We start from the raw sequence: 21,895 nt of genomic DNA, 5'->3' as shown, positions 1-21,895 counted from the left end.
ACCTTGAAAAAGTTATTGTTTGTACTGGTCATTCTCAGTATCGCCTCGGTATTTATCGGTGTCGCAGACCTCTCTTTCGCGGCTATTTTAAGTGGTGATACTGATGCGATAGAGCTGCTGTTAATCAGTCGATTACCCCGCCTATTGGCTATCTTGTTATCTGGCGCAGGGCTGAGTATTGCAGGTTTGATCATGCAGCAAATCAGTCAAAATAGGTTTGCATCACCATCGACCTCGGGCACGATTGAATGTGCCATGCTCGGCTATGTCTTAAGTCTGGTATTCCTTGGTCATGGTGATAGCTTATTACTGATATTTGGTATGGCGATTGCGGGCACCCTGCTATTCATTCAGTTTATCCATCGGATCCAATTTAAAAACGCCATTTACGTTCCGCTCATCGGTATTATTTTTGGTAATGTGGTGTCTTCCGCTGCCACTTTCGTCGCTTATAAATATGATGCAGTACAAAACCTATCAGCATGGACAGTGGCTAACTTTGCCAGCATTTTGCAAGGTAATTACGAGTTACTTTATATCGCCCTGCCTATCTCCGTAATCAGCTACTGGTACGCAACCCGTTTATCAGCGGTTGGGATGGGTAAAGACTTCGCCACCAATATAGGCTTGAATTACAAACAAGTACTCTTCATCGGCATTATGCTTGTGTCTATTATGTCTGCATCTGTCGTGATGATCGTCGGTCAATTACCTTTCTTAGGTCTGATCGTACCTAATTTAGTCGCGCAATTTTATGGGGATAATTTACGTAAGAACATTCCGCTAACGGCTATTATTGGGGCTATTTTGATTTTACTTTGTGATGTGGTTGGTCGCGTGATCATCTTCCCTTACGAGATCCCTATTTCAATGATCATCAGCATATTGGGTGGTGTGGTATTTATCTTCTTCATTGTAAAAGGGAAACAAAATGTCTGATGCAATGAAACTCACCGGACTGGCAGCTATCACGGTACTCTTCACGTTTCTATTCATCGGCGTTGGCTTAGATGCTTCAAACTATGAATACTTTTTATCACGTCGCGTGCCGAAAGTGTTAGCCATGATCATCGCTAGCATTGCCATTGCCCAATCATCATTGGTCTTTCAAACCATTACCCATAATCGTATTTTAACCCCCAGTATTATGGGCTTTGATGCCTTGTATTTACTGACTCAAGTATTGGTCGTGGTTATCTTTGGCGGTTTTAGTGTATTGCTATTAAATCCATTTATTAACTTTGTCTTGTCGGTTTCCATCATGGTGGGCTTTTCGTTATTGTTGTTTGGTTTTTACTTCGCCAGAAATGATGGTAAGAGTAACGTCATAACCTTGTTATTACTTGGCGTTATCTTCGGTCAGTTATTTGATAATGTGTCATCGTTTTTCATGATGCTGGTTGACCCCAATGACTTCTTAACCATTCAAGCAAGCATGTTTGCCAGTTTTAATAACGTCAACCAGGAACTGGTGTACTTATGCGTGATACCGTTACTTATCGTCAGTGCCTTACTATTCAAACTCGCGCCTGTATTAGACGTATTTTGGTTAGACAATGACAATGCGATTAGCTTAGGCGTTGATACACGACGTATCACCAAGCAAGTGCTGATATTGGTTGCCATCATGATCTCGTTATCAACAGCCTTGGTGGGCCCTGTGATGTTCTTTGGCTTATTGGTCGCGAATTTAACCAAAGAGTTCTTTAGTACCTATCGTCATAAAACATTGCTCATCGCAAGTAGCTTAATGGCTATGTCGATGCTGCTATCAGGGCAATGGATCATCGAAAATGTCTTTAGCTTCTCGACCACGCTAAGTGTCGTGATCAACTTTGTGGGCGGCTTGTATTTCTTATCGCTGCTTGTTCGACAAAAAATTCAATAGGTAGCGATTAAATCATCGCAATTAGGGTATATAAAACGTGATTTCATTAACTAATTTATCTAAATCATTTGGCCAACACAAAGTTGTCGATCAAGCTTCAGCCTCATTCATTAAAGGCCAAGTCACTTCTATTATTGGCCCCAATGGCGCAGGTAAAAGTACCGTATTGTCGATGGCATGCCGTTTATTAAATAAAGACAGTGGTAACGTCATTATCGACAACCAAGACGTATTAGATTGGGACACCAAAGCACTGGCAAAAAAACTCGCGGTATTACGCCAGTCTAACAATCTTAATATGCGCTTTACGGTACGAGAATTAGTGGCGTTTGGGCGCTATCCTTATAGTCAGGGTAAGTTAACGGCTAACGACAATGACGTCATTAACAAAGCGATCGGCTACTTAGATTTAACCCCGATTGAAAACAAGTACCTTGATGAACTCAGTGGTGGTCAACGTCAGTTAGCCTTTATCGCCATGGTCGTGGCACAAGATACTGATTATGTATTTTTGGATGAGCCACTGAATAACTTAGATATTAAGCATTCATTACAAATAATGAAAAACATTAAAACCTTAGCGCATGAGTTAGGTAAAGCGGTGGTCATTGTGATCCACGATATTAACTTTGCCTCTTGTTATTCAGACAATATCGTCGCGCTAAAAAAAGGTAAAGTGGTCGCTAATGGGTCGGTTGCAGAAATCATCAACCAAGCAACCTTATCAGCAATTTATGACACTGATTTTGATATTCACGAAATCAATGGTAAGCGCATTTGCATGTACTACGGGCAATAGCCGATCATTAAGGGGGTTAATATGAGTAAGAAACCAAACGGTAGAATAGTCACAGTAATAGACAGCCAACAAATAACACCAAACATGCAACGTATTAGTTTTCAGGCTGATGATTTGTCTGACTTCCCCACTGATGCCGAGGGTGGTTATATTAAGCTATTATTCACTGAACAAGGTGAGACAGACATTTCAACATTACCGGCAGACACCCGTCCTAAAATGCGAACTTATACCATCCGCCATTTACGCCACTCACTCGATCAATTTGACGTTGATTTCGTTCGTCATGGACATGGTGTTAATGAACAAACAATAAGTGAACACGGTGGTTTTGCCGCGGCGTGGTCGCAATCAGCGCGCATTGGTGATTCCATCTCAATAGCAGGCCCAGGGGAAATAAAACCGATAAACCTGCACGTGAATTGGTACTTTTTAGTGGCAGACATGACTGCGCTACCGGCATTAGCCGCGCAACTCAACAAGCTCCCTGCGACAGCCGAAGGTTATGCCGTCATTGAAATTAACCATACAGATGACAAGCAAACCTTAATCAAACCAGATGGCATAGAAGTTGTTTGGGTTCTCGCGAATTCAACTGAGACAGAGCTAGCCAGCCAAGTACAAGCATTAGCTTGGTTATCAGGTGATGTCTCGGTGTGGTGTGCTTGTGAATTTTCAACCATGCGCGCATTACGCCAATACTTCAGAAATGAAAAAGCTGTCGATAAAGACAATCTCTATATCAGCAGCTATTGGAAAGCAGGTTGCACTGAAGACGGTCATAAAATAGCGAAACGTAATGATAATGAAGCGCAGCTAAGTGCTTAATCATTTCATTTTAAGATCGAAAAATTAAACGGGATTAATGAGAATATCTTGTTAATCCCCCTTTTCACTTAATTTTCGCGTAAACTAGCCCCCGTTTTGTATCATTCTAACAACGGGCTAAATCATTTTGCATACTCTATCTCAGCTAAAATCTGGTGAACTAACAGGTATTAAGCGTTTAACATTATCAGAAAACCTAACCGCTTTTCCTCTGGAAATCTTGTCACTTGCCGATAGTTTAGAGATCCTCGACTTATCAAATAACCAGTTAACAACGCTGCCAGTAGAGATTGCACAGTTAACAAAGTTAAAGATTTTGTTTGCCTCAAACAATCAGTTTGTCACCTTGCCTGAAGTACTGGGTCAATGCCCGAACCTAGAAATGGTTGGCTTTAAATCAAACCAGATTAACCAAGTACCGGAAACGTCATTACCAGTGAAATTACGCTGGTTGATCTTAACGGATAACCGTCTTGAAGTATTACCGGACTCATTAGGTGAACGCCCGCGTTTACAAAAACTTGCTCTAGCAGGTAATTGTTTGACAGCTCTACCAGAGACAATGTCTCAGTGTCATAACCTAGAGCTAGTGCGTATTTCAGCTAACCGCCTAACTGAATGCCCAGAGCAGCTATTCGGTTTACCAAAACTGGCTTGGTTTGCCTTTTCTGGTAATCCATTTAGCCAAGCTAACGTATCGATTGATAGCGTGCCGCAGTTAACCTCATCAAGCTATACATTACAAAACGTACTTGGCCAAGGCGCATCAGGCGTGATCTCAAAAGCAGTTTGGAATGGACAACAAACAGAGTTCCCAGACGAAGTTGCAGTCAAAGTATTTAAAGGTGCTGTGACCAGTGATGGTTATCCTGAAGATGAGTTACAAGCGTGTTTAAAAGTAGGTAACCACCCGAGCTTAGTACAATCATTAGCACAAGTAAAAGAAGACGGTTACTTAGCCCTGATCATGAATTTGATCCCTGCACACTACGCTAACTTGGGGCTACCACCATGCTTTAACAGTTGTACGCGTGATACTTTCCCAACTGACTTTACTTTATCTATCACTCAAATTGACAAGATCGTCTCGCAAATGGATGAGGTGTTTACCCATTTACACGACAATCAAGTTTGTCACGGTGATCTGTACGCGCACAATACCCTGTTTGATGTGGATGCGAATATCATCTTTGGTGATTTTGGCGCAGCAACCATGTATCACATGCTAACGGAAACACAGCAAGCGCAAGTGAAACAAATTGAGAATCGAGCATTACTGCACTTTATTGATGATTTATTAAGTGTGAGTGTTGAAACAGATCACGATAGTGAAGCATTTACGCGCCTAACACAACGCCTAACACAGTAGATAGCTTAACAATGAAGGAAGCACCTGTTTGACCCAACCGCAGAGTAAGAGGTTAAACGGGTGCGTGAAGTCTATTTATCGTTAACGAGTTAATAGCGACTAATTATGTGAATTTACAGCTTAAACTTGTTGTTCTTATAACGCGCCATTGCTGCGACGTCTTTATCAACAATAGTCTGCCCTATTGGCGCCAATGAAATAACCGCTAATTTTAGATGCTGCAAGGCAAACGGAATACCAATAATCGTCACGAAACAAGCTATGGCCGACGCTACATGCCCAAGTGCTAACCACACACCCGCAAAAATAAACCACAACGCATTACCAATAAAACCAAAGCTACCAGTTCCAATATCTTCTGCTCGCGTTAGTTCATCACGATATATGGCCTCTTTACCAAACGGGAAAAAAGAAAATCCAGCAATAACAAAACAAGAACGCCCCCATGGAATGCCGACAATACTAATAAACGCTAATACGCCAAATAGTACCCATGCTAACCCCATGACCGCACCACCAAACAGAAACCAGATTATATTACCGATTGTTCTCATATTATCCTCTACGCCTCTGAATAAATAATAAATGGCTAAGTACTGTATTTAATACTACAAGTTTAAGCCTTGTGGTTTTAGACCCTAGATTTTAGACAGTCATACCTCGCTTAAATTCAAACTAAATACTAAAAATAATGATTACATTATAGCTAGCAGCAAAGATTAACGTGTACTTTTTGAGCATTCCATTGGTTAACATAAAATACGACAAGATAATTTATGTTAACCAATCACGCCAAGGAATATCTGTGCCGTGTGTCACCCTATGTGTAATTTACACAATAATATTTTAATAAATCAATTACTATTGCATTTACAAACCAAAACCTCAACATTGAAGCGGGTAAAGTCACATGAAGATCACCCAAACACACACCATTGCTTTTTTCAGTGTGCTATTCATGTTGATGGCCAGTATCTCCTTATTTGCAGTACAAAAACTTCAATATTCAGCATCAGCAGTATTAGCCAGCCGTACCGCAGAAGCGCTCGCGCATACCGTCAACTTAGCGCGTACTTCGTATAGCGCAAATATTGCATCATTAAGAACGCACCCGGACATTACTGTTGAAGCGCTCTACCATGGTAAACCACTCTCAATTCCTAACCCGACAACATTCGCTATTGAGCTAGGTGAAAGTATCTCTAACCCCAATGAAGGGCTTATATTACATACTTATAGCCAATATCCATTTAAAAGTAGAATGCTGACTGGCGGGCCACAAGATGACTTTCAACATGACGCACTTAGCAACTTGACTACTGAAACACCGGTATTTGAACGTATAGAAGAGCTAGGCGGAATGACGGTACTACGTCACGCTGAAGCGATATTTATGGAACAAAGCTGCGTCGATTGTCATAATTACCATCCAGGTAGTCCCAAAAAAGATTGGCAGGTCGGTGATATCCGCGGCGCGATTGATGTCACCCTCCCCTTAGATGGCGGTGACGATGCCCTCGCCTCAACAGTGCAATACTCTTATATTATCTTTATGGCTTTTTCTGTGATCAGCTTGCTATGCATGTTTATCACCTTAAAGCGAACCCATCACCTATCTCGAGAATTAGACAGAAAAGTAAAAATGCGCACAACCATATTAAATAAAATGGCGTATACCGATTCACTCACATTAATTGCCAACCGCCGTTCATATGAAGAATTCAGTGACAATATCATCAATCAGAAATGTTCAAATAGCCTACCGCTAGCGATCATCATTTATGATTTCGACCACTTTAAACAAATTAATGATCAATATGGCCATGACGTAGGTGATGAATGTTTAGTGGCAACCGTAAAAGCCGTTTCAGCAATACTGCCTGAAGATAACGATTTTCATGCTCGCATTGGTGGGGAAGAGTTTGCGATTATTTTAAAGCATGTCTCAAACGAAGAGTTAGAAAATATAATACAGCGCGTACTAGAGAGTGTCAGACAAGTTAACATACCAAAACAACCTGATATCCAGATAACCTGCAGTATCGGTGCTACGCTCGCGAAAGAGCTTAATGAACCGACGATTAAAAACATCGTTAAAGCCGCTGATGATGCCCTCTATGAAGCAAAGTCTCTAGGCCGAGATCAATGGGTTAATAAGCCTTACACGCCAAATAAAAAGTGACGTTAAATATGCTCAGCTAAATTCGGAAATAAATACAGTTCTAACAGGGCATATTTTAATGAATTATATTAATAGGATAAGTTAAAAAAGCTTTTCAAAATATTGGATTGGCATGCCTTGATGAACACCTTGCTCACGGAGCATGAATCCCAGTTTAATGAGAATGTGTTGAGAGGGGGTATTATCAGGTTCAGTAAATGCAAATACTCGCTGATAGCCAAGTTGCGTAGCAAATGCTAATACAGCTTTGCTCGCTTCAAACGCATAACCTTTACCTCTAGCTGAGAGCTTTAAACGGTAACCTAACTCTACTGCGGTAGCATTTTCGTATTCAAATGACTCGATTCCACAATATCCAATAAGATCACCGCTTGACCGTTCAATCACAGCCAGCTTACCTATTCCATGATCCTTAAATGCACTTAAAAGTGAGCTAAAACGGCGCTCAGCTTGAGAAATCGTCATCACGCCCGTTGGCGAATAAGCCATAAAATCCGTATCTGATAATAGATGAATCATAGTCTCTTTATCAGATAGCGAAAACGCACGTAAGTTAAGCTGCCTAGTAACTAGCATCACTATAACTCCTGTATGACACTAACTAAATACCGGTCTAAAAAAGCTACGTTCATAACTCACAATACAGTTTGTATCTTCTGCAAATTGAAACGCTTTAATGCATGCATCGTCATCTACTGATTTAAGGCGATATTCTTCATAAGCCGCTAAGCTTGGAAACGAAAATAAAGCCAATGCGATATTGCTCGCCCCTTCTGAAGGTAAGAAATAACCGCTGTGTTGTCCGCCAAATGTCTCTACAAGCGGTATCCACATTTTAGCGTATTCTTCAAACTCTTTAACCTTCGATGCATCAATCACATACTTTACATAACAAGTTATCATCTATGCTAACTCCCTTTAGGTGATGTTTATATTCTCATATCAAGATTGACATTATTACGACTTTTCACGCGTCAACCACCAGCATATTAACGAGGCGACAGTGACCATCACCACACCTTGCCAAAATTTGGTCGTCAGTTCGATATTAAGTATCATCGCTGAAAAAAATGTCGATAAAATAGGCGTAAAATACGACAACGTCGCCAAAAACACCATATTCCCACCGAGAATACCAATATTCCACAACGCATAACCACTGCCCATGACAATACCGGCAAGTAACAAATCAAACGTCGCCTCGGTAGTAAACTCCATCGCGGGTTCATTACTGATAAAATACTTTATCCACAGCGCTATCGCTGTACCAATAAAGAACCAGGTAATGCCGTTCATACCGTTAGCCAGTTTCTTAGTGATATTACAATAAAATGCCCAAATAAAGGCACCAAAAAATGCCATAGAATAGCTTGCTGGGTTGGTGGCTATATTACTTGTGAGCTGACTAATCGAAATACCTTCATCACCGCCAACCGTCCAGGCAACGCCAAAGAATGACAACGCAATAGCAGGATACAAGAGTTTATTAACTGGTTTATTGCTTATAAACACCGCCATCAACACAGTTAACGAAGGCCATAGATAATTAATCACCCCCATCTCTACAGCTTGGGTGCGATCATTCGCCATACCCAGCGCTAGTGATAAGCAAATTTCATAACTCACAAACAAGCCACCACCAATCAGGAGATAGCGAGGAGGAAAAAGCTTCAGCTTAGGTGCGCCTAAAAACACCCACAAAAATACCGAACTAACGGTATAAATCATAGCTGCGCCACCAATCGGGCCGAGCTGCTCCGCTACATTACGAATAAGCCCAACAATAGTGCTCCATAATAAAATAGCTAAACAGCCTGCGAGGGTAAATTTATGGGTGTTGATCAAGTGGTAACCTTTTGCTTAGCGCTCAATGAATCGTCATCGTTCGTTGGAAGATAAATGCCACGAATACTATCAATATCAACAATATCAATCTGCTGCGATGGTAAATATTCGGTTGCGTATTGACTGTATACGCCAGTCGTTAGGAACAAGTCAAATAATTCCCTATCTAGGTGCTTATCTTTTACCATATTAGCCATGATTTTTAGCGCTAAGCTTAACGGTTTTGCCTCTTTGTAGGGACGATCTGATGCCGTTAAGGCTTCAAAAACATCAGCGACCGCTATGATGCGGCCTTGCAACGGTATCTGTTCACCAGCCAACTCTAATGGGTAACCTTTACCGTCAATACGTTCGTGATGACTACCGGCAATAATCGGAACATTTTTTAAATGCTCAGGGTATGGCAGTTGATCTAGCATCATATAAGTTTGCACGATATGTTCATTAATATTGTAACGATCTTCCACTGTTAACGTCCCCGCTTTAATGCCTAAGTTATATAACTCACCACGGTTATATTGATACATTGGCTGCTTGATTTTAAAGTCTCTTAAACCATTAACTTGCAACTTCTTCTTCTCATCCCAAGCATATAAATGTTCAGTTTTATTAGTAAGTACAGTTTCAACTGCAGGTAATCGTTGTGCTACTTTTTTCACTTTTTCTTGGTGAGAAATGCCAATATCATCAGGTAAAGTACGTAACCAGGTACGTTGTGCGAGTTGCTCCAAACGTGCAATCTTATCATCCGCCATAAATTCACTGCCGAGATTACAATCTGCGACAAAAGCAAACTCATTATCCAACGTTAGTTTTAGCTGCTCACATTGTGCTTGTGCATCTAGCTTATCATTACCCTCAAGTACAGATTCTAAATAACCTATTTCGGCATCACGTTTTAGCACTTCATAGCGCATTCTGACCTCATGAATGCGATCATAAACAGTTTCCAGCTTGGTCGATTTATCCATGATAAAGTCTGGTGTTGATACCTTGCCACAATCATGTAACCAAGCGGCCAACAACAGCTCTTCCCATTGCTTTTTATTCATATCAAAGTTTGCAAATGTCCCCTTATCCGCCACCATCTTCTCCGCCAACATCTGCGTAATGTCAGGTACACGCTTACAATGTTCACCGGTATAAGCTGACTTAACGTCAACGGCACTGGCGGTCATCATCACAAAAGCATGGAATAAATTCGTTTGTGCCTCGGCTGTTTCTAAGTGTTCTAACACCAGTTCGTTAAAACCGATAAATTCTTGCACAAATGCGAGTCGACCACGAATATCAGCATTCACTTTGTCGTTAAAACAAATCAACAGCGCACCGATATTTTGCTTATTGCGATTAAACAGCGGCATAATAAAACCAGCGTGATGTTGCGTTGACAGCAATTGTATTTCACTTGAGCTCAACTCATATATAGTTTGTTCAAAAGCAGCAGGATTACTGTCGAACAGTGCTTGTAAATTCATCTGGCCATATTCACCCATTTTTGCGGCTAATGAAAACTCAGCTCGAGACTGCAACGAGTTCGTAAACAGCAAGCAATCATCTGATTTTAAAATATCTTGAACCTGCAACACCAATGACGATGACATCTCTTCTGGCGCCGTTGAGCGTGCGACCTGTTTCAGGTTTTGAATAAAGTTAAATAACACTTCTTCCATCATCAGCATGGTTTCGTTTATTTGATCTATTTCTGTGATGCCGGAACTCTTATACGGACGTCTTTTAAAACTAAATCGCTGTATATCTTTCAATGATTTAGCTAGAAACGTTAGCGGACGAACCACATGGCGAGTCGCCATGATCACAATCAATAGCGATAACACCACCACGGCTAAAGAGATCAACAATAAGTCATTATAAAAATCATTGGAATCCGCCAGTACCGACTCTAACGAGACTACGTTCACTAAGTATAAAATTTCATATTCACTCATCACCATCGGGGTAATGATTAACTGCCATTCCTGGCCTTGCCAATTAATACGACGGCTTTCACCCTTAGCTCTATTCACATGACTTAAATTTGGAATAAACGCTTTTAACCCCAAATCCTTTAACTCTACTTTTTTGGTGGGATCATCTGTTTTAATTATTTGATTGCTTGCTAATAGGCTTTCTTTCGCCGTAAATAAGTATATTTTAGAATCTGCTGAATAGGCCATTTCAGCCATGACATCGTTAAGTGAATCAAGCGTGAAATCAGCCGCTATCACACTCTTACCATCAAGCGAACGACGCGAAAAAGTAATACCAAAATGCTTGAAAAAGTAAAAATAATACGGTTCTGTCACGTTGATATTGCCACCTTGTTTAGTTTCAATAAACCAAGGTCTCACGCGCGGATCATAATTTTCGTTATCATAAAGAAACTCGGTAATAACTAACATATTTCTATCAAAGAAAATACGGGTTTGCTCGCCATTAAACTGATTGTAATCGACCATAATCACTGAATGTTCAGGCGCACTTAACCGCCCACGATCACTCGCATCATAAATGGGCCTAACAACAAAGGAGTTACCGTTTTCATCGCCAAAATACAGTGTTGATAAATGCGGACTTTTAGCCAATATTTTAGCTAATGTTCCCAGCCAGACACGGTCTTTTACGTCTAATGTGGAATGGACAAAATCGGTAAACGCTAAGGTATCAAGCAAGGTAGCCAAAGGCGTACCCAATAAGCCAATTCGGCCTGTCAGCGCTTCAGCATGACTTGCAACTATATCTTCAGAAAGGCTGGTAGTCACTTCACGTGAATGATTAATACTGACTCGAATTAGCACAATGCTCAACAATAAGATAATAGCGATACAGACAGTTGTGATAAACGCTCTAAAAGAGAGAGATTTTTTCATGGCTAAACGCTCAATAATTGTAAATTAATGATATTAAATAAGGAGGGTTAAATTTAAGCAGTAATAATGCTCTGCTAAAATTCATTAAGCTGTATTTTAAATCTTTGCGGAGAACGAATGTTAATTATCTAACAAAGGTGCCGTATTCGTACATACGGCACCTTTAATTATTGATTCAGCGTTTAACGATTAAGCAAGCCAGATAAATCCGACAAACGTAACCGCAGCCGCAATCAATGTATAAGGTAATTGCGTTATAGCATGGCTCATCAAGTTACAATCAGAACCTTGCGCCGCTAACACCGTCGAGTCAGAATAAAAACAAGCCTGACTGCCAAATGATGATGCCGATAATAGTGCACCAATCACTAACGGAATATCCGCATTAAGCGATTGTGCTAACGGCATTACAATTGGAATAGAAACGGCAAAAATACCCCAGCTAGAACCAGTAACAAACGCTAATATAGACATAGATAAAAATACCACTGCTGGTAATAATTTCGGCGTCATAAATGGCGTTAAATTCTCAATTACATATTGTGACAACAGTAATTGATCGCTCACATCTTTAAAAATAAAAGCAGCAATAACGGTGCAAATCGCCGGTAACATCGATTTAAAACCATCAATCATTTGCTCCATCATTTCAGCTAAAGGCATGATTTTTTGCACGGCATAAAACGGCAATGTAATGACTAATGTCGCTAACAGCCCCATTAAAACATCAATGTCAAAATACACAGTAAAGCCAACTAACAATAGAATAGGCACAACAAAGTTATGTAACTTACCAGTGTCGTCAGCATGCTTAAATTCATCCTCAATGGCTTTAAGTGCGTATTCATCCGAGGTTTGGATCTCGTCTAAATCAACTTGAACCAAAGCCGGTACACCTTGCGCAGCTGCTAACTGTGCTTTCTTCATCGGCCCAAATTCAGGCACGATACCGACAATCACTAATATCACCATGATCACCGAAAGCCACGCGTATAACATATAAGGAATTGCCCCCATGTAGACCGCGATGCCTTGCCCTTCAGCAGCAATACCGTTGTCGACAAGTAAACCGCCGAAAAACACAGCCCATGTCGATAAGGGTACTAATACACAAATAGGTGCCGCAGTAGAGTCAACAACATAAGCAAGCATTTCGCGAGACACTTTAAACTTATCAGTCACGCGCTTCATTGTTGAGCCAACCGTTAATGCGTTTAAATAGTCGTCGATAAAAATAGCGACGCCTAATAAAAATGTCATTAACAAAGACGATTTAGGCCCTTTGGCAAATTTCATCGCATAACGTCCAAATGCCATCGATCCACCCGTTTTAACGAGTAACGCAATGAGGGCACCAAAACCGCCGCAGACTAAAATAAGCCAACCGATAGTCTCATCTGTCATCACAGAGAGGGATATCGCAGAAAAACTGGTTAACGCACTAGTAGACTCAATTAACATGAGTCCGACAAATGAACCAATAACCAACGAAAGGATAGGACGTCGTAATACAACGGCTAACACCAAAACCACCACAGGTGGAATAAGACTTAAGGCTGTCGCTTCTGACATGCTTTAAGATCCTTCTAAAATAGAGCCAAAACGGCTAAGTAAATTAAAAGACTCAAATGGAACAGGTGTTTTTATCTGAGTTTAATGCTGCTTTACATGCGCAAAACACCAGCGGGTAGGAGGTTGCTGGCGCTTGTTTACACTGCTTGGGACAGGGTCGTGAAAACATCGAGCGGAATTTAATCCCGATTTGATTTTGTGTCAACAAAAATTATATTAATTTTCTAATTATATTATATGGTATTTTATGTCGTGAGGAGTATGACTTGCTATGACGGTGCTAACTGGGAGTTATTATGGGGGGATTGCAGAGTGATTGTAGGCTAGTTTACATCGGGGAAATTCCTCGCATCACAGCGGATGCGAGAAACATCAAATCATTATTAGCTACGGCTTGTAACTTCTAATAAGTGGTAACCGAATTGTGTTTTCACTGGACCTTGAACTGTGTTCACAGGTGCAGAGAATACAACTTTATCAAACTCAGGAACCATCATACCAGGACCAAATTTACCTAAATCACCGCCTTGAGCGCCTGATGGGCAATTTGAATGTTGCTTAGCAACTTCAGCGAAATCAGTACCTGCTTCGATTTGTGCTTTAAGTTCATTACATTTTGCTTCGTCGTCTACTAAAATGTGTCGTGCTGTTGCTTGAGCCATGTTTTTTTCCTTTGTTTTACGAGGGGATATAAATTTGAAATAATTGTAAGGCAAAATAATAAAAAAGGCGAGTAATGCAGGAAGGTAGAGAACTTAAAAATGTAGCGGCCTCGTATTGACTAGGATTGCAGCAAATAGAGATCACAATAGCGCAACGCTGATCCTTACCTCTTTCATTTTTTCCGTTTTTGCATATTTTAACGGTCTTAATTAATTCATGATCATAAAAACAATATACATTTACAGAGGAATCATGATGAAGAAAATAGCATTCTCTATTTTTTGCGGTCTATTTGCGAGTGCGTCAGTAAGTGCTGCTGATACAACGCAAACACAGCCTAAATTAGTCTTACAAATTACGATCGACGGTCTGCGGGCAGATCTAATTCAACGCTATAAACACCAATTCGGCGAAAACGGTTTTCGCTATTTAATGGAGCAAGGTACTTACTTCACCAATGCCAATTATGAGCATGCCAACACTGAGACAATCGTTGGGCACGTATCCCTTGCAACAGGGGCGCCACCGAGTGTCCACGGCATGGTTGGCAATGTATGGTTTGATCGTACTCAGGACAGGCTGGTTTATAATATTGAAGATTCAAACTACAATATGCTAACCGAAGGTGCTGGAATCAATAAAGATACCGAAGTCGACCCGACTCAAAAAGCTGCAAAAAAAGACGGTCGTTCACCATTAACCATCTTGTCATCGACATTCAGTGATGAACTCTCTATTGCCACACATGGTCAAGCAAAAATATTCTCTGTATCCGTCAAAGACCGCGGCGCTATTTCACTCGCAGGTGATAACGGTAAAGCCTTCTGGTTTTCCAAAAGTAAGAATCAATTTGTTACCAGTAATTACTATTACCAACTATATCCACAGTGGGTAGAGGCTTGGAATCAGCAAGATCTACCTGCGCGTTATGGTGATAAAGCGTGGACATTGAGCCAAGCAGAAAAAACCTACGCGCCAGTAGTCGGAAATGGAGAACATAAAGTTAATCTTGCCGGATTTAGTAAACACTTTCCGCACCCTTATGGCAGTGCAAAAGGGAAATATTTTGGCACCTTACTGACTCTCAGCCCTGCTGGTGATGAACTGACCGCGGACTTTGCCAAAACCTTACTTAAAGAAGAGCAATTAGGGCAAGACGCGATCACTGATTATTTATCAGTGAGTTTTTCATCTACTGATTACGTATCGCATATGTTTGGACCGTCTACACGTGAAACAGAAGATAACCTGATCCGTTTAGATCGTACGCTCGCAGGTTTATTTAGCACCATAGATAGCCAGGTCGGTCTTGATAATGTGATCATCGCCTTCTCGGCTGATCATGGTGTACCAGAAGCCGCACCCGTATCACAACATACTGGAGAGCACGATGCGCATTACTTTGATAAAGACAAACTCACGAATCCAGCGTTAGCTGCACGGCTACAACAAGAATTTGGATTAGGTAACGAACTTATCCGTTTATATGCTCAGCCTTATATTTATCTGGATACAGACTTAATCAAAAAAAATAACTTATCTACCGCCAAGGTTGAACAGGTTATCGCCGACGAAATCCTCAAAATAGCAGGGGTAAGCGCCGCAATAACTAGAACGGATATTGAAAATAATAGTCTGCCTCAAACTCGTATCAGTAAGTTAGTACAGCAAAATTTCCACCCAAAGCGTTCGGGTAATATCCATCTTGTTTTTGCATCACGAACTTACATTAATAACATGGATGGGCTCACTATTGCCTCGACGCATGGTTCCCCTTGGCGTTATGATACCCATGTGCCCGTTATTTTTGCTGGTTATAAGGTCAAACCTCAAGTCATTAGCCGTGATATTACGCCTTATGACATAGCCCCAACATTGTCGAATATACTCGGCATAAACTTACCAAGTGGCGCGACAGGCAATGTATTAACAGAGATCACACCGTAACCATATAACGACAATCACAGCAGTGAACCGTGAAAATATTAACTTGTACGGTTCACTTTAGGCAATCAAACGAGAGCGAGCCACTAGAACAATGCATTGCAATCATTCCCCTTCTCTCTCATCTAAGCATTTGTACTGCTTTGATGAATTTAATACTCGTTTGCATGAACTCACTTGTGCAAGACTCGTGTTTGATTATGACCTATGCCCCCACCAGAAAATGAATGATCCTCACTACTATTTACATCAAGTCCAACGCCCACAGGTCAGATATACAGCCATTAAACTTAAACATGATGCCACCCTCATATCGCGCAGTTACCAACCACTAAATTCCGGCCTGAGTTTAGTTATTATGTCGATTGATGACGGTGATCTTTGCTTTAATGGCACCTGGATGACAACCTCGCAAATTGCACTTGTTTGCGCAAAATCACATATTCCGTTCACTCTTACTATTCCTGCTAATACCCGAGTATTACTGGCTGAAGTGAATAACATAAGTCATCAACTGCTGGAATTTAGTAACGCCTTAACCCCCTTAGACGTTAATCCAACGTATATGGCTAAATTACGACAGGCAGCAGATATAACAGATAGAAATGATCTTGCAAAAAATCCGCTCGGAGGAACTCGCGCATTGTTAAAACTGACAACAGAACTAAAGGAGCAGATACCGCCATTACGCCCTCAATCACTCAAAGGGCGCAGTCGCTTACCAAGAAAAGTCTTGATGCCAAAAGTAATGATGTTGATGGAAGAAAATAATATCGAGCGTTTTACCCTGAATAACGCCGCTGAGACACTCAATATCAGCACCAAAACAATTAACCTATTGTTTAAACACTACACTGGGTTTTCACCAAAACGTTGTTATCTATTAACCAAGTTATTTGCCTTTCGTCGCGAACTGCAAAAGTCGTCAACCCGCTCAGTCATTCATGCGGCAAGTAATACGAATATTGACGGGTGGAGCCGCTACGCGGTTAGGTATCAACGCTTATTTGGTGAAATGCCATATCAAACATACCAAGCTAATCATCATCCAATTTAATTTAGATAAATGATCCGCCAAGTTCTATTTGTTACAGTTTATCCGTCAATTGTTTAACTATATTGTCAGGTGCGACTTGCTTTAATTTACCGATACATTGCCTCGTTTGAACGACATATCCTTGTGCAATATAGCTTTCACATAACGCATACAAATACTGTGGCGAGCCAGTATTGTCATGCGCTTGCAGATAGAGTTCTAGCGCTTCAGCAGGCTGCGCGGTATTGATCATAACTGCTAACGTGTACGCATAACGACCATTGTTTGGATCATTGTCTATTGCACGACGCAATTCAATTTCAGCTTGTTGAAAATCACCTTGTCGATAATAGCTAAGACCTTGTGCATAATAAAGTTCCGCGGATTGCGGATTTACAGCAATACCTTGAATGAGCGTCTCATGCGCTAAACTTTCCGCGTTATTTTGACGATAAAACTCACTGCCTTGACGATAAAGTTCACTAAGTTGTAAATACCCCACCGCTTGTTTTGGGTATTGCTTAATCAGTGCTTTGTAAGCTTTTTCTGCCGCGATGAATTGCTGCTGATAACGATAAACATTCGCTAATTCAAGCGCTACCTCAAACCCACTCGGTATTTTCTTAAGCGTCGATACATACTGGTCTACCGCGGGCTGTAAATAAGCTTGCTGGTCTGTGTTTAACTCCGCCCACAAGGACACAAGCACGTCACCAGCAGCGGCTTGAACCCTAGTTTCATCATCCATAATCAAAGGAGACACAACATCCCATCGTGCTTTCACACTCCAAAATCGAACAGCCTCAATTGCCGCTAATCGTAATTCATATTGATCTGCACGGCTGGCTCTCGCAATGGCAATTAAGGCATTAGCACCACTGAACTGTCCAAGTTCAATCACGGCTTGAACACGTACAGCAAGCGGCAATTCTAAATTTTGTGACATCTCAGCGATGTATTTCTCATCATTTAGACGTGTTTCCAGTGTTGTTGATTCAGCATGCACACTTTGTAAAGTGAGCACGCTGGCGATAAAGACAAATGCAATCGATCGAAATAGTGTCATGACTTACCCTAACTTGGCTGCTTATGTTGTAATTTATGCTGCTGTTCTGGCATAGCTTGCATTGCATCGGCACTGATAAGATACGTGTGTAATAAATAGATTTTATCGGTGACAGGGAGATTATTTTTTACCTGCCACTGATTAATATAAGGTATTAAAGCCGTGGTCGAAATCTGCTCATCAGCCAATTCTGTATCCATATAGCCAAGCTTGGTTAACGCTTTATTTAACTCAACTAAACTCATTAATGGCGTTTCAAGTTCAATGAATGCGGGCATCAACGTCATTTCAATCGAGTTATAAATAGAAGACGCCACCGTGTAATTTTGCTTAGCTTGCTCATAAGGTTTTTGACAGTCTTCTGCATTTGGTTTCTGCTGGCAAAGGTTGAATAACTCTGCAAATAGCGTGTAGCGACGACTCATTTCCGTATAAGCATTTTTAAACATGGGTTGAACTTGTTCATCGGGAAACACGGTTGCCATCTTAGATTCAACAGCCATCGCCTGAAAACTAGATACACTCAGCGCAGTGCTTAACAATACGCCCTGCAATACCGTAAAAAATTGACCTTTGATATATTTCATCATGATTACCTTATTACTTTAATTTAAGCTGCATTGCTTGACGATTGATCTTCTTATAAACCTTGTGACCCATAGTGTTCACGACCAAGGTAATATAAGGGTCTATATGGCGGAAAAACTTATTCCAACCTGCGCATAAATAATTCAGTCCTTTCTGCCCTTTCAGGGTTTTTAGCAACCTATTTTTTGGGCATTCACCAAAGCATGCAAATTGATAGTCACATTGACGGCATTGATCCGGTAAGGTGCTTTCTTTAGCATAACCAAACGCTTGCTGTTTTTCGGAAAACTGCATGTCTTGCAGCTCATCCTGATTAATGTTGCCTAATTTAAAGTCAGGATAAACATAGTGATCACAAGCAAACACATCCCCATTAGCTTCAATAGCTAAACCTTTACCGCACATCGGACCGAGCGTACATAGTGGGTTAACACGCCCCATCCAGGCTTCAATCGCGGCTTCAAAATAAGGCACATTAATCTTACCAATGTCTTCGTTCAGCCACTCATCAAAAATGGTACATAAAAAGTCACCCCATTGCCCAGCTGATACACACCAAGCTTCTACCACTGAATTGGGATGGCTAGGGTCTGTTTCAGGCGCACCTTGAAATTGTATTTCCGAATCGTCCCAATGTTGTGGTGCGGTATCACGAAAGCTTTTAGCCTCGACAATCGGAATAAACTGCATTTGTGATGAGCGAACAACATCACGTAAAAAACGATAAACCGCGAGTGGCTCTGCACCAGAGACATTGTTAACGCAGGTTAAAGTCGCAAAGTTAATATTATATTTATGTAAAATATCAACACCCTTCATCGTTTGCTTGAACGTGCCACGACCAGCACGGTTAGTACGATAAGTGTTATGGATCATTTCTGGTCCATCAATACTAATACCGACCAAAAACTTATTTTTAGCGAGGAACTTACCCCACTCATCATCAAGTAAAATACCGTTGGTTTGTAAATCGTTCTCAATAGTCACGCCAGGCGGGCAATATTTTTTTTGTAATTTAACCACTTCACGGAAAAACTTAACCCCTAGCAATGTCGGTTCACCACCTTGCCAGTGAAACACAATCTCAGGAAAATTTTGCTGTTCAATGTAAGTGCGGATATAACGCTCTAACATTTCAGGATTCATTGTCGGTTTGCAGCCTTTGTCGTAATCAAGCAGCTGTTGCTTACTCAAATAGTAACAATACGTGCAGTCAATGTTACATGCAGGTCCAATAGGTTTGGTCATCACATTCATGCGCTGTTGAGGTTTGCCATTGTGTTGGCGAATTTGATTATTACTCATATCACTCACTACCTGAACTGTAAAAATACAGTATTTAGACTATTAATATTGATGGTTTTAAAAACCAAAAGGAGCTACACCCGGTATAACCAGATGTAACTTCCTTGTTTACAAATGCTTTAATGCACAATCATTCCAATTGTTTATTTGTACTGTGCATTTTCCCAGATATTCATTTTCTCTACGATCTTATCGATAGAGAATGAGCCAGGTACTTGACGTGGTGGGAATTCAACAAATGTTTGTAACCATTGACCAGTTGCAGCTGCGCCCATATACACATACGGGATACGATCAAACATCCAACTTTCATAAGTACCAGACGTTAACATTGCACTTTCATACGGGTCCTGGCGCAGATTGAAGATATAAGGAACACGCAGTTCTTTCATCGGGCACTGCCAAACTTGGAAGCCAGTACATTCTTGTACTGAGTAAAGCACTTTCCAGTCACCAATACGCACACCTGAAACTGAACCACCATCCGTCACGTAGAAGAAGGTTTTACGCGGCCAATCTGTGTTGTCATCAGCAGTCGTACTTTTACCTTCTTTCAGTTTATCTAACAGGTTGTAGCCATCTAGGTGTACTTTGTATTCTTTGCCGTTAAGGGTTTTACCTTTTTTCAAATCAGCAACGATAGAGTCATCACCAACCGCTGCCATGAATGTTGGGATCCAATCATTATGCGCACCGATTTCGTTAACCACTTGACCTGCAGGGATTTTACCTGTCCAACGGATCATAGCTGGAACACGGAAACCACCTTCCCACGTTGAGTTTTTCTCACCGCGGTAGCGTGCTGTTGCACCATCAGGCCAGGTAAATTTCTCAGCACCGTTATCAGTGGTATAAGAAACAATAGTGTTATCGGCAATTTTTAGCTCGTCGAGTTTGTCGAGTAATTGTCCAACCATGTTGTCATGCTCAACTAACCCGTCACCGTATAAACCACCACGCTTAGAAAGTCCTTTAGAGTCCTCTTTAAGGTGAGTCCAAACATGCATACGTGTTGAGTTAAACCAAACGAAGAAAGGTTTTTTCTCTTTATGTGCTTTGTCGATGAATTTAAGTGTCGCGTCTAAGAATTCCTCATCTACCGTTTCCATACGCTTACGCGTTAGTGAACCAGTATCTTCGATGCGACCGTCTGCATATGAATGGATCACACCGCGTGGACCGAATTTCTTCTTGAATGCGGCACCTTTAGGGTAATCAGCATTCTCAGGTTCTTCTTCAGCATTTAAGTGGTAAAGGTTACCAAAAAACTCATCAAAACCGTGTTCAGTTGGTAGCTGGTCATCACGATCGCCAAGGTGGTTTTTACCAAACTGACCAGTAACATAGCCCTTGTCTTTAAGCATAATCGCGAGTGTTGGATCTTCAGCCCGCATACCTTCTGCAGCGCCAGGAATACCCACTTTAGTAAGACCCGTACGCATTGGGTGCTGACCCGTGATGAATGCAGAGCGACCTGCGGTACAAGAGTTTTCACCATAAAAATCGGTGAATAGCGCACCTTCGTTAGCAATACGATCGATATTTGGCGTCCAGTGACCCGCTTGACCTTGCGTGTATGCACTCAGGTTATCAATACCGATATCATCGCCCCAAATGGCGAGAATATTTGGTCGACTGGTATCTGTAGTCGCGAAACTGGCCGTTGCCGTCGTTGCTAATGCAGCACCAATACAAAGTTGAAGTAATGTTTTACGTTTTAACATTTTATGTACCCATTATTGGTTAAGAATTTTAATTAACAGGCCGATTATGCGATGTAATCATTTATTGAATACCGTAAAACTACTGTACCAAATAGAACGACTCATCATTTGTGCAAGCTAAGTTGACCTGAATCAATTTCAATACAAATAATCTTTAAGCAAGGGTCTGAACGATTGTTAGAGTAGAGAAACTAGTGTTTTTACTACTACTAACAA

General features: G+C 41.1%; 19 protein-coding genes. 8 read left to right on the top strand and 11 right to left on the bottom strand.

Annotation, left to right across the window (positions count from 1 at the left end; translation table 11 throughout):
- The first annotated feature begins 3 nt into the window (after positions 1 to 3).
- From vctD to JFU56_RS10515, 5 genes are all read left to right on the top strand, one after another.
- Positions 4 to 939 (top strand): ABC transporter permease, encoded by a 936-nt coding sequence (vctD, locus tag JFU56_RS10535; RefSeq protein WP_198437244.1) that lies wholly within the window; start codon positions 4 to 6, stop codon positions 937 to 939.
- Complete coding sequence (locus JFU56_RS10530; protein ID WP_198437243.1) at positions 932 to 1,888, top strand: iron chelate uptake ABC transporter family permease subunit; 957 nt, start codon at positions 932 to 934, stop codon at positions 1,886 to 1,888. Before vctD ends, JFU56_RS10530 begins: the two co-directional genes overlap by 8 nt.
- Positions 1,889 to 1,925: 37 nt before the next feature.
- Complete coding sequence (locus JFU56_RS10525) at positions 1,926 to 2,687, top strand: ABC transporter ATP-binding protein (protein WP_198437242.1); 762 nt, start codon at positions 1,926 to 1,928, stop codon at positions 2,685 to 2,687.
- 21 nt (positions 2,688 to 2,708) lie between these two features.
- Entirely contained in the window at positions 2,709 to 3,515 is an 807-nt protein-coding gene (locus JFU56_RS10520; protein ID WP_198437241.1) for a siderophore-interacting protein, read from the top strand.
- 127 nt (positions 3,516 to 3,642) lie between these two features.
- On the top strand, positions 3,643 to 4,884 hold the full coding sequence (locus tag JFU56_RS10515) for a leucine-rich repeat-containing protein kinase family protein (protein WP_198437240.1): 1,242 nt from the start codon (positions 3,643 to 3,645) through the stop codon (positions 4,882 to 4,884).
- A 113-nt stretch (positions 4,885 to 4,997) separates the two neighbouring features.
- Here JFU56_RS10515 and JFU56_RS10510 read toward each other — a convergent pair whose 3' ends face one another.
- The gene (locus JFU56_RS10510; protein ID WP_198437239.1) at positions 4,998 to 5,438 is read right to left on the bottom strand and encodes a YccF domain-containing protein; all 441 of its coding nucleotides are present in this window, start codon (positions 5,436 to 5,438) and stop codon (positions 4,998 to 5,000) included.
- Positions 5,439 to 5,794: 356 nt separating this feature from the next.
- Here JFU56_RS10510 and JFU56_RS10505 point away from each other — a divergent pair, with 356 nt between their 5' ends.
- Complete coding sequence (locus JFU56_RS10505) at positions 5,795 to 7,066, top strand: diguanylate cyclase domain-containing protein (RefSeq protein WP_198437238.1); 1,272 nt, start codon at positions 5,795 to 5,797, stop codon at positions 7,064 to 7,066.
- Between the two features lie 81 nt (positions 7,067 to 7,147).
- Here JFU56_RS10505 and JFU56_RS10500 read toward each other — a convergent pair whose 3' ends face one another.
- The 6 genes from JFU56_RS10500 to JFU56_RS10475 all read right to left on the bottom strand — a co-directional run bounded on the left by JFU56_RS10500 (position 7,148) and on the right by JFU56_RS10475 (position 14,015).
- A complete protein-coding gene (locus JFU56_RS10500) occupies positions 7,148 to 7,642 on the bottom strand; it encodes a GNAT family N-acetyltransferase (protein WP_198437414.1) in 495 nt (164 codons plus the stop codon).
- Positions 7,643 to 7,663: 21 nt separating this feature from the next.
- The gene (locus tag JFU56_RS10495) at positions 7,664 to 7,969 is read right to left on the bottom strand and encodes an NIPSNAP family protein (RefSeq protein WP_198437237.1); all 306 of its coding nucleotides are present in this window, start codon (positions 7,967 to 7,969) and stop codon (positions 7,664 to 7,666) included.
- A 54-nt stretch (positions 7,970 to 8,023) separates the two neighbouring features.
- Positions 8,024 to 8,911, bottom strand: a complete 888-nt coding sequence (yddG, locus tag JFU56_RS10490) for an aromatic amino acid DMT transporter YddG (RefSeq protein ID WP_305798243.1) — start codon at positions 8,909 to 8,911, stop codon at positions 8,024 to 8,026.
- Positions 8,908 to 11,781 (bottom strand): HD domain-containing phosphohydrolase, encoded by a 2,874-nt coding sequence (locus tag JFU56_RS10485; RefSeq protein ID WP_198437236.1) that lies wholly within the window; start codon positions 11,779 to 11,781, stop codon positions 8,908 to 8,910. The genes yddG and JFU56_RS10485 overlap by 4 nt, the downstream gene beginning before the upstream one ends.
- A 189-nt stretch (positions 11,782 to 11,970) precedes the next feature.
- Positions 11,971 to 13,353: a Na+/H+ antiporter NhaC family protein gene (locus JFU56_RS10480; protein WP_198437235.1), complete on the bottom strand. Its 1,383-nt coding sequence runs from the start codon at positions 13,351 to 13,353 to the stop codon at positions 11,971 to 11,973.
- Positions 13,354 to 13,736: 383 nt separating this feature from the next.
- The gene (locus tag JFU56_RS10475) at positions 13,737 to 14,015 is read right to left on the bottom strand and encodes a peptidylprolyl isomerase (protein ID WP_019442637.1); all 279 of its coding nucleotides are present in this window, start codon (positions 14,013 to 14,015) and stop codon (positions 13,737 to 13,739) included.
- A 253-nt stretch (positions 14,016 to 14,268) separates the two neighbouring features.
- Here JFU56_RS10475 and JFU56_RS10470 point away from each other — a divergent pair, with 253 nt between their 5' ends.
- Positions 14,269 to 15,963, top strand: a complete 1,695-nt coding sequence (locus tag JFU56_RS10470) for an alkaline phosphatase family protein (RefSeq protein ID WP_242065942.1) — start codon at positions 14,269 to 14,271, stop codon at positions 15,961 to 15,963.
- Positions 15,964 to 16,318: 355 nt separating this feature from the next.
- The gene (locus JFU56_RS10465) at positions 16,319 to 17,017 is read left to right on the top strand and encodes a helix-turn-helix domain-containing protein (RefSeq protein ID WP_198437234.1); all 699 of its coding nucleotides are present in this window, start codon (positions 16,319 to 16,321) and stop codon (positions 17,015 to 17,017) included.
- A 31-nt stretch (positions 17,018 to 17,048) separates the two neighbouring features.
- On the opposite strand, the gene JFU56_RS10460 is transcribed toward JFU56_RS10465, so the two are convergent.
- The 4 genes from JFU56_RS10460 to JFU56_RS10445 form a co-directional block, all read right to left on the bottom strand.
- Positions 17,049 to 18,062 carry a lipopolysaccharide assembly protein LapB gene (locus JFU56_RS10460; protein ID WP_198437233.1) on the bottom strand — a complete coding sequence of 338 codons (1,014 nt, stop codon included), beginning with the start codon at positions 18,060 to 18,062 and terminating at the stop codon, positions 17,049 to 17,051.
- Positions 18,063 to 18,070: 8 nt separating this feature from the next.
- On the bottom strand, positions 18,071 to 18,652 hold the full coding sequence (locus JFU56_RS10455; protein WP_242065941.1) for a hypothetical protein: 582 nt from the start codon (positions 18,650 to 18,652) through the stop codon (positions 18,071 to 18,073).
- A 10-nt stretch (positions 18,653 to 18,662) separates the two neighbouring features.
- Positions 18,663 to 19,955, bottom strand: coding sequence for an anaerobic sulfatase maturase (locus JFU56_RS10450; RefSeq protein WP_198437232.1), 1,293 nt, complete (start codon positions 19,953 to 19,955; stop codon positions 18,663 to 18,665).
- A 143-nt stretch (positions 19,956 to 20,098) separates the two neighbouring features.
- Entirely contained in the window at positions 20,099 to 21,679 is a 1,581-nt protein-coding gene (locus JFU56_RS10445) for an arylsulfatase (RefSeq protein ID WP_198437231.1), read from the bottom strand.
- Positions 21,680 to 21,895: the final 216 nt, after the last annotated feature.

The sequence above is a fragment of the Moritella sp. F3 genome (genome assembly GCF_015082335.1).
Taxonomy (GTDB): Bacteria; Pseudomonadota; Gammaproteobacteria; order Enterobacterales; family Moritellaceae; genus Moritella.
The sequence above is the reverse complement of the archived record's forward strand: the minus strand, read 5'-3'. Positions and strand labels throughout refer to the sequence as shown.

Coding starts and splice junctions, on each gene's coding strand:
- JFU56_RS10530 (WP_198437243.1), top strand. CDS start 932: ATGTCTGATGCAATGAAACTCACCGGACTGGCAGCTATCACGGTACTC.
- JFU56_RS10520 (WP_198437241.1), top strand. CDS start 2,709: ATGAGTAAGAAACCAAACGGTAGAATAGTCACAGTAATAGACAGCCAA.
- JFU56_RS10510 (WP_198437239.1), bottom strand. CDS start 5,438: ATGAGAACAATCGGTAATATAATCTGGTTTCTGTTTGGTGGTGCGGTC.
- JFU56_RS10505 (WP_198437238.1), top strand. CDS start 5,795: ATGAAGATCACCCAAACACACACCATTGCTTTTTTCAGTGTGCTATTC.
- JFU56_RS10500 (WP_198437414.1), bottom strand. CDS start 7,642: ATGCTAGTTACTAGGCAGCTTAACTTACGTGCGTTTTCGCTATCTGAT.
- JFU56_RS10495 (WP_198437237.1), bottom strand. CDS start 7,969: ATGATAACTTGTTATGTAAAGTATGTGATTGATGCATCGAAGGTTAAA.
- JFU56_RS10485 (WP_198437236.1), bottom strand. CDS start 11,781: ATGAAAAAATCTCTCTCTTTTAGAGCGTTTATCACAACTGTCTGTATC.
- JFU56_RS10480 (WP_198437235.1), bottom strand. CDS start 13,353: ATGTCAGAAGCGACAGCCTTAAGTCTTATTCCACCTGTGGTGGTTTTG.
- JFU56_RS10475 (WP_019442637.1), bottom strand. CDS start 14,015: ATGGCTCAAGCAACAGCACGACACATTTTAGTAGACGACGAAGCAAAA.
- JFU56_RS10470 (WP_242065942.1), top strand. CDS start 14,269: ATGATGAAGAAAATAGCATTCTCTATTTTTTGCGGTCTATTTGCGAGT.
- JFU56_RS10465 (WP_198437234.1), top strand. CDS start 16,319: ATGTCGATTGATGACGGTGATCTTTGCTTTAATGGCACCTGGATGACA.
- JFU56_RS10460 (WP_198437233.1), bottom strand. CDS start 18,062: ATGACACTATTTCGATCGATTGCATTTGTCTTTATCGCCAGCGTGCTC.
- JFU56_RS10455 (WP_242065941.1), bottom strand. CDS start 18,652: ATGATGAAATATATCAAAGGTCAATTTTTTACGGTATTGCAGGGCGTA.
- JFU56_RS10450 (WP_198437232.1), bottom strand. CDS start 19,955: ATGAGTAATAATCAAATTCGCCAACACAATGGCAAACCTCAACAGCGC.
- JFU56_RS10445 (WP_198437231.1), bottom strand. CDS start 21,679: ATGTTAAAACGTAAAACATTACTTCAACTTTGTATTGGTGCTGCATTA.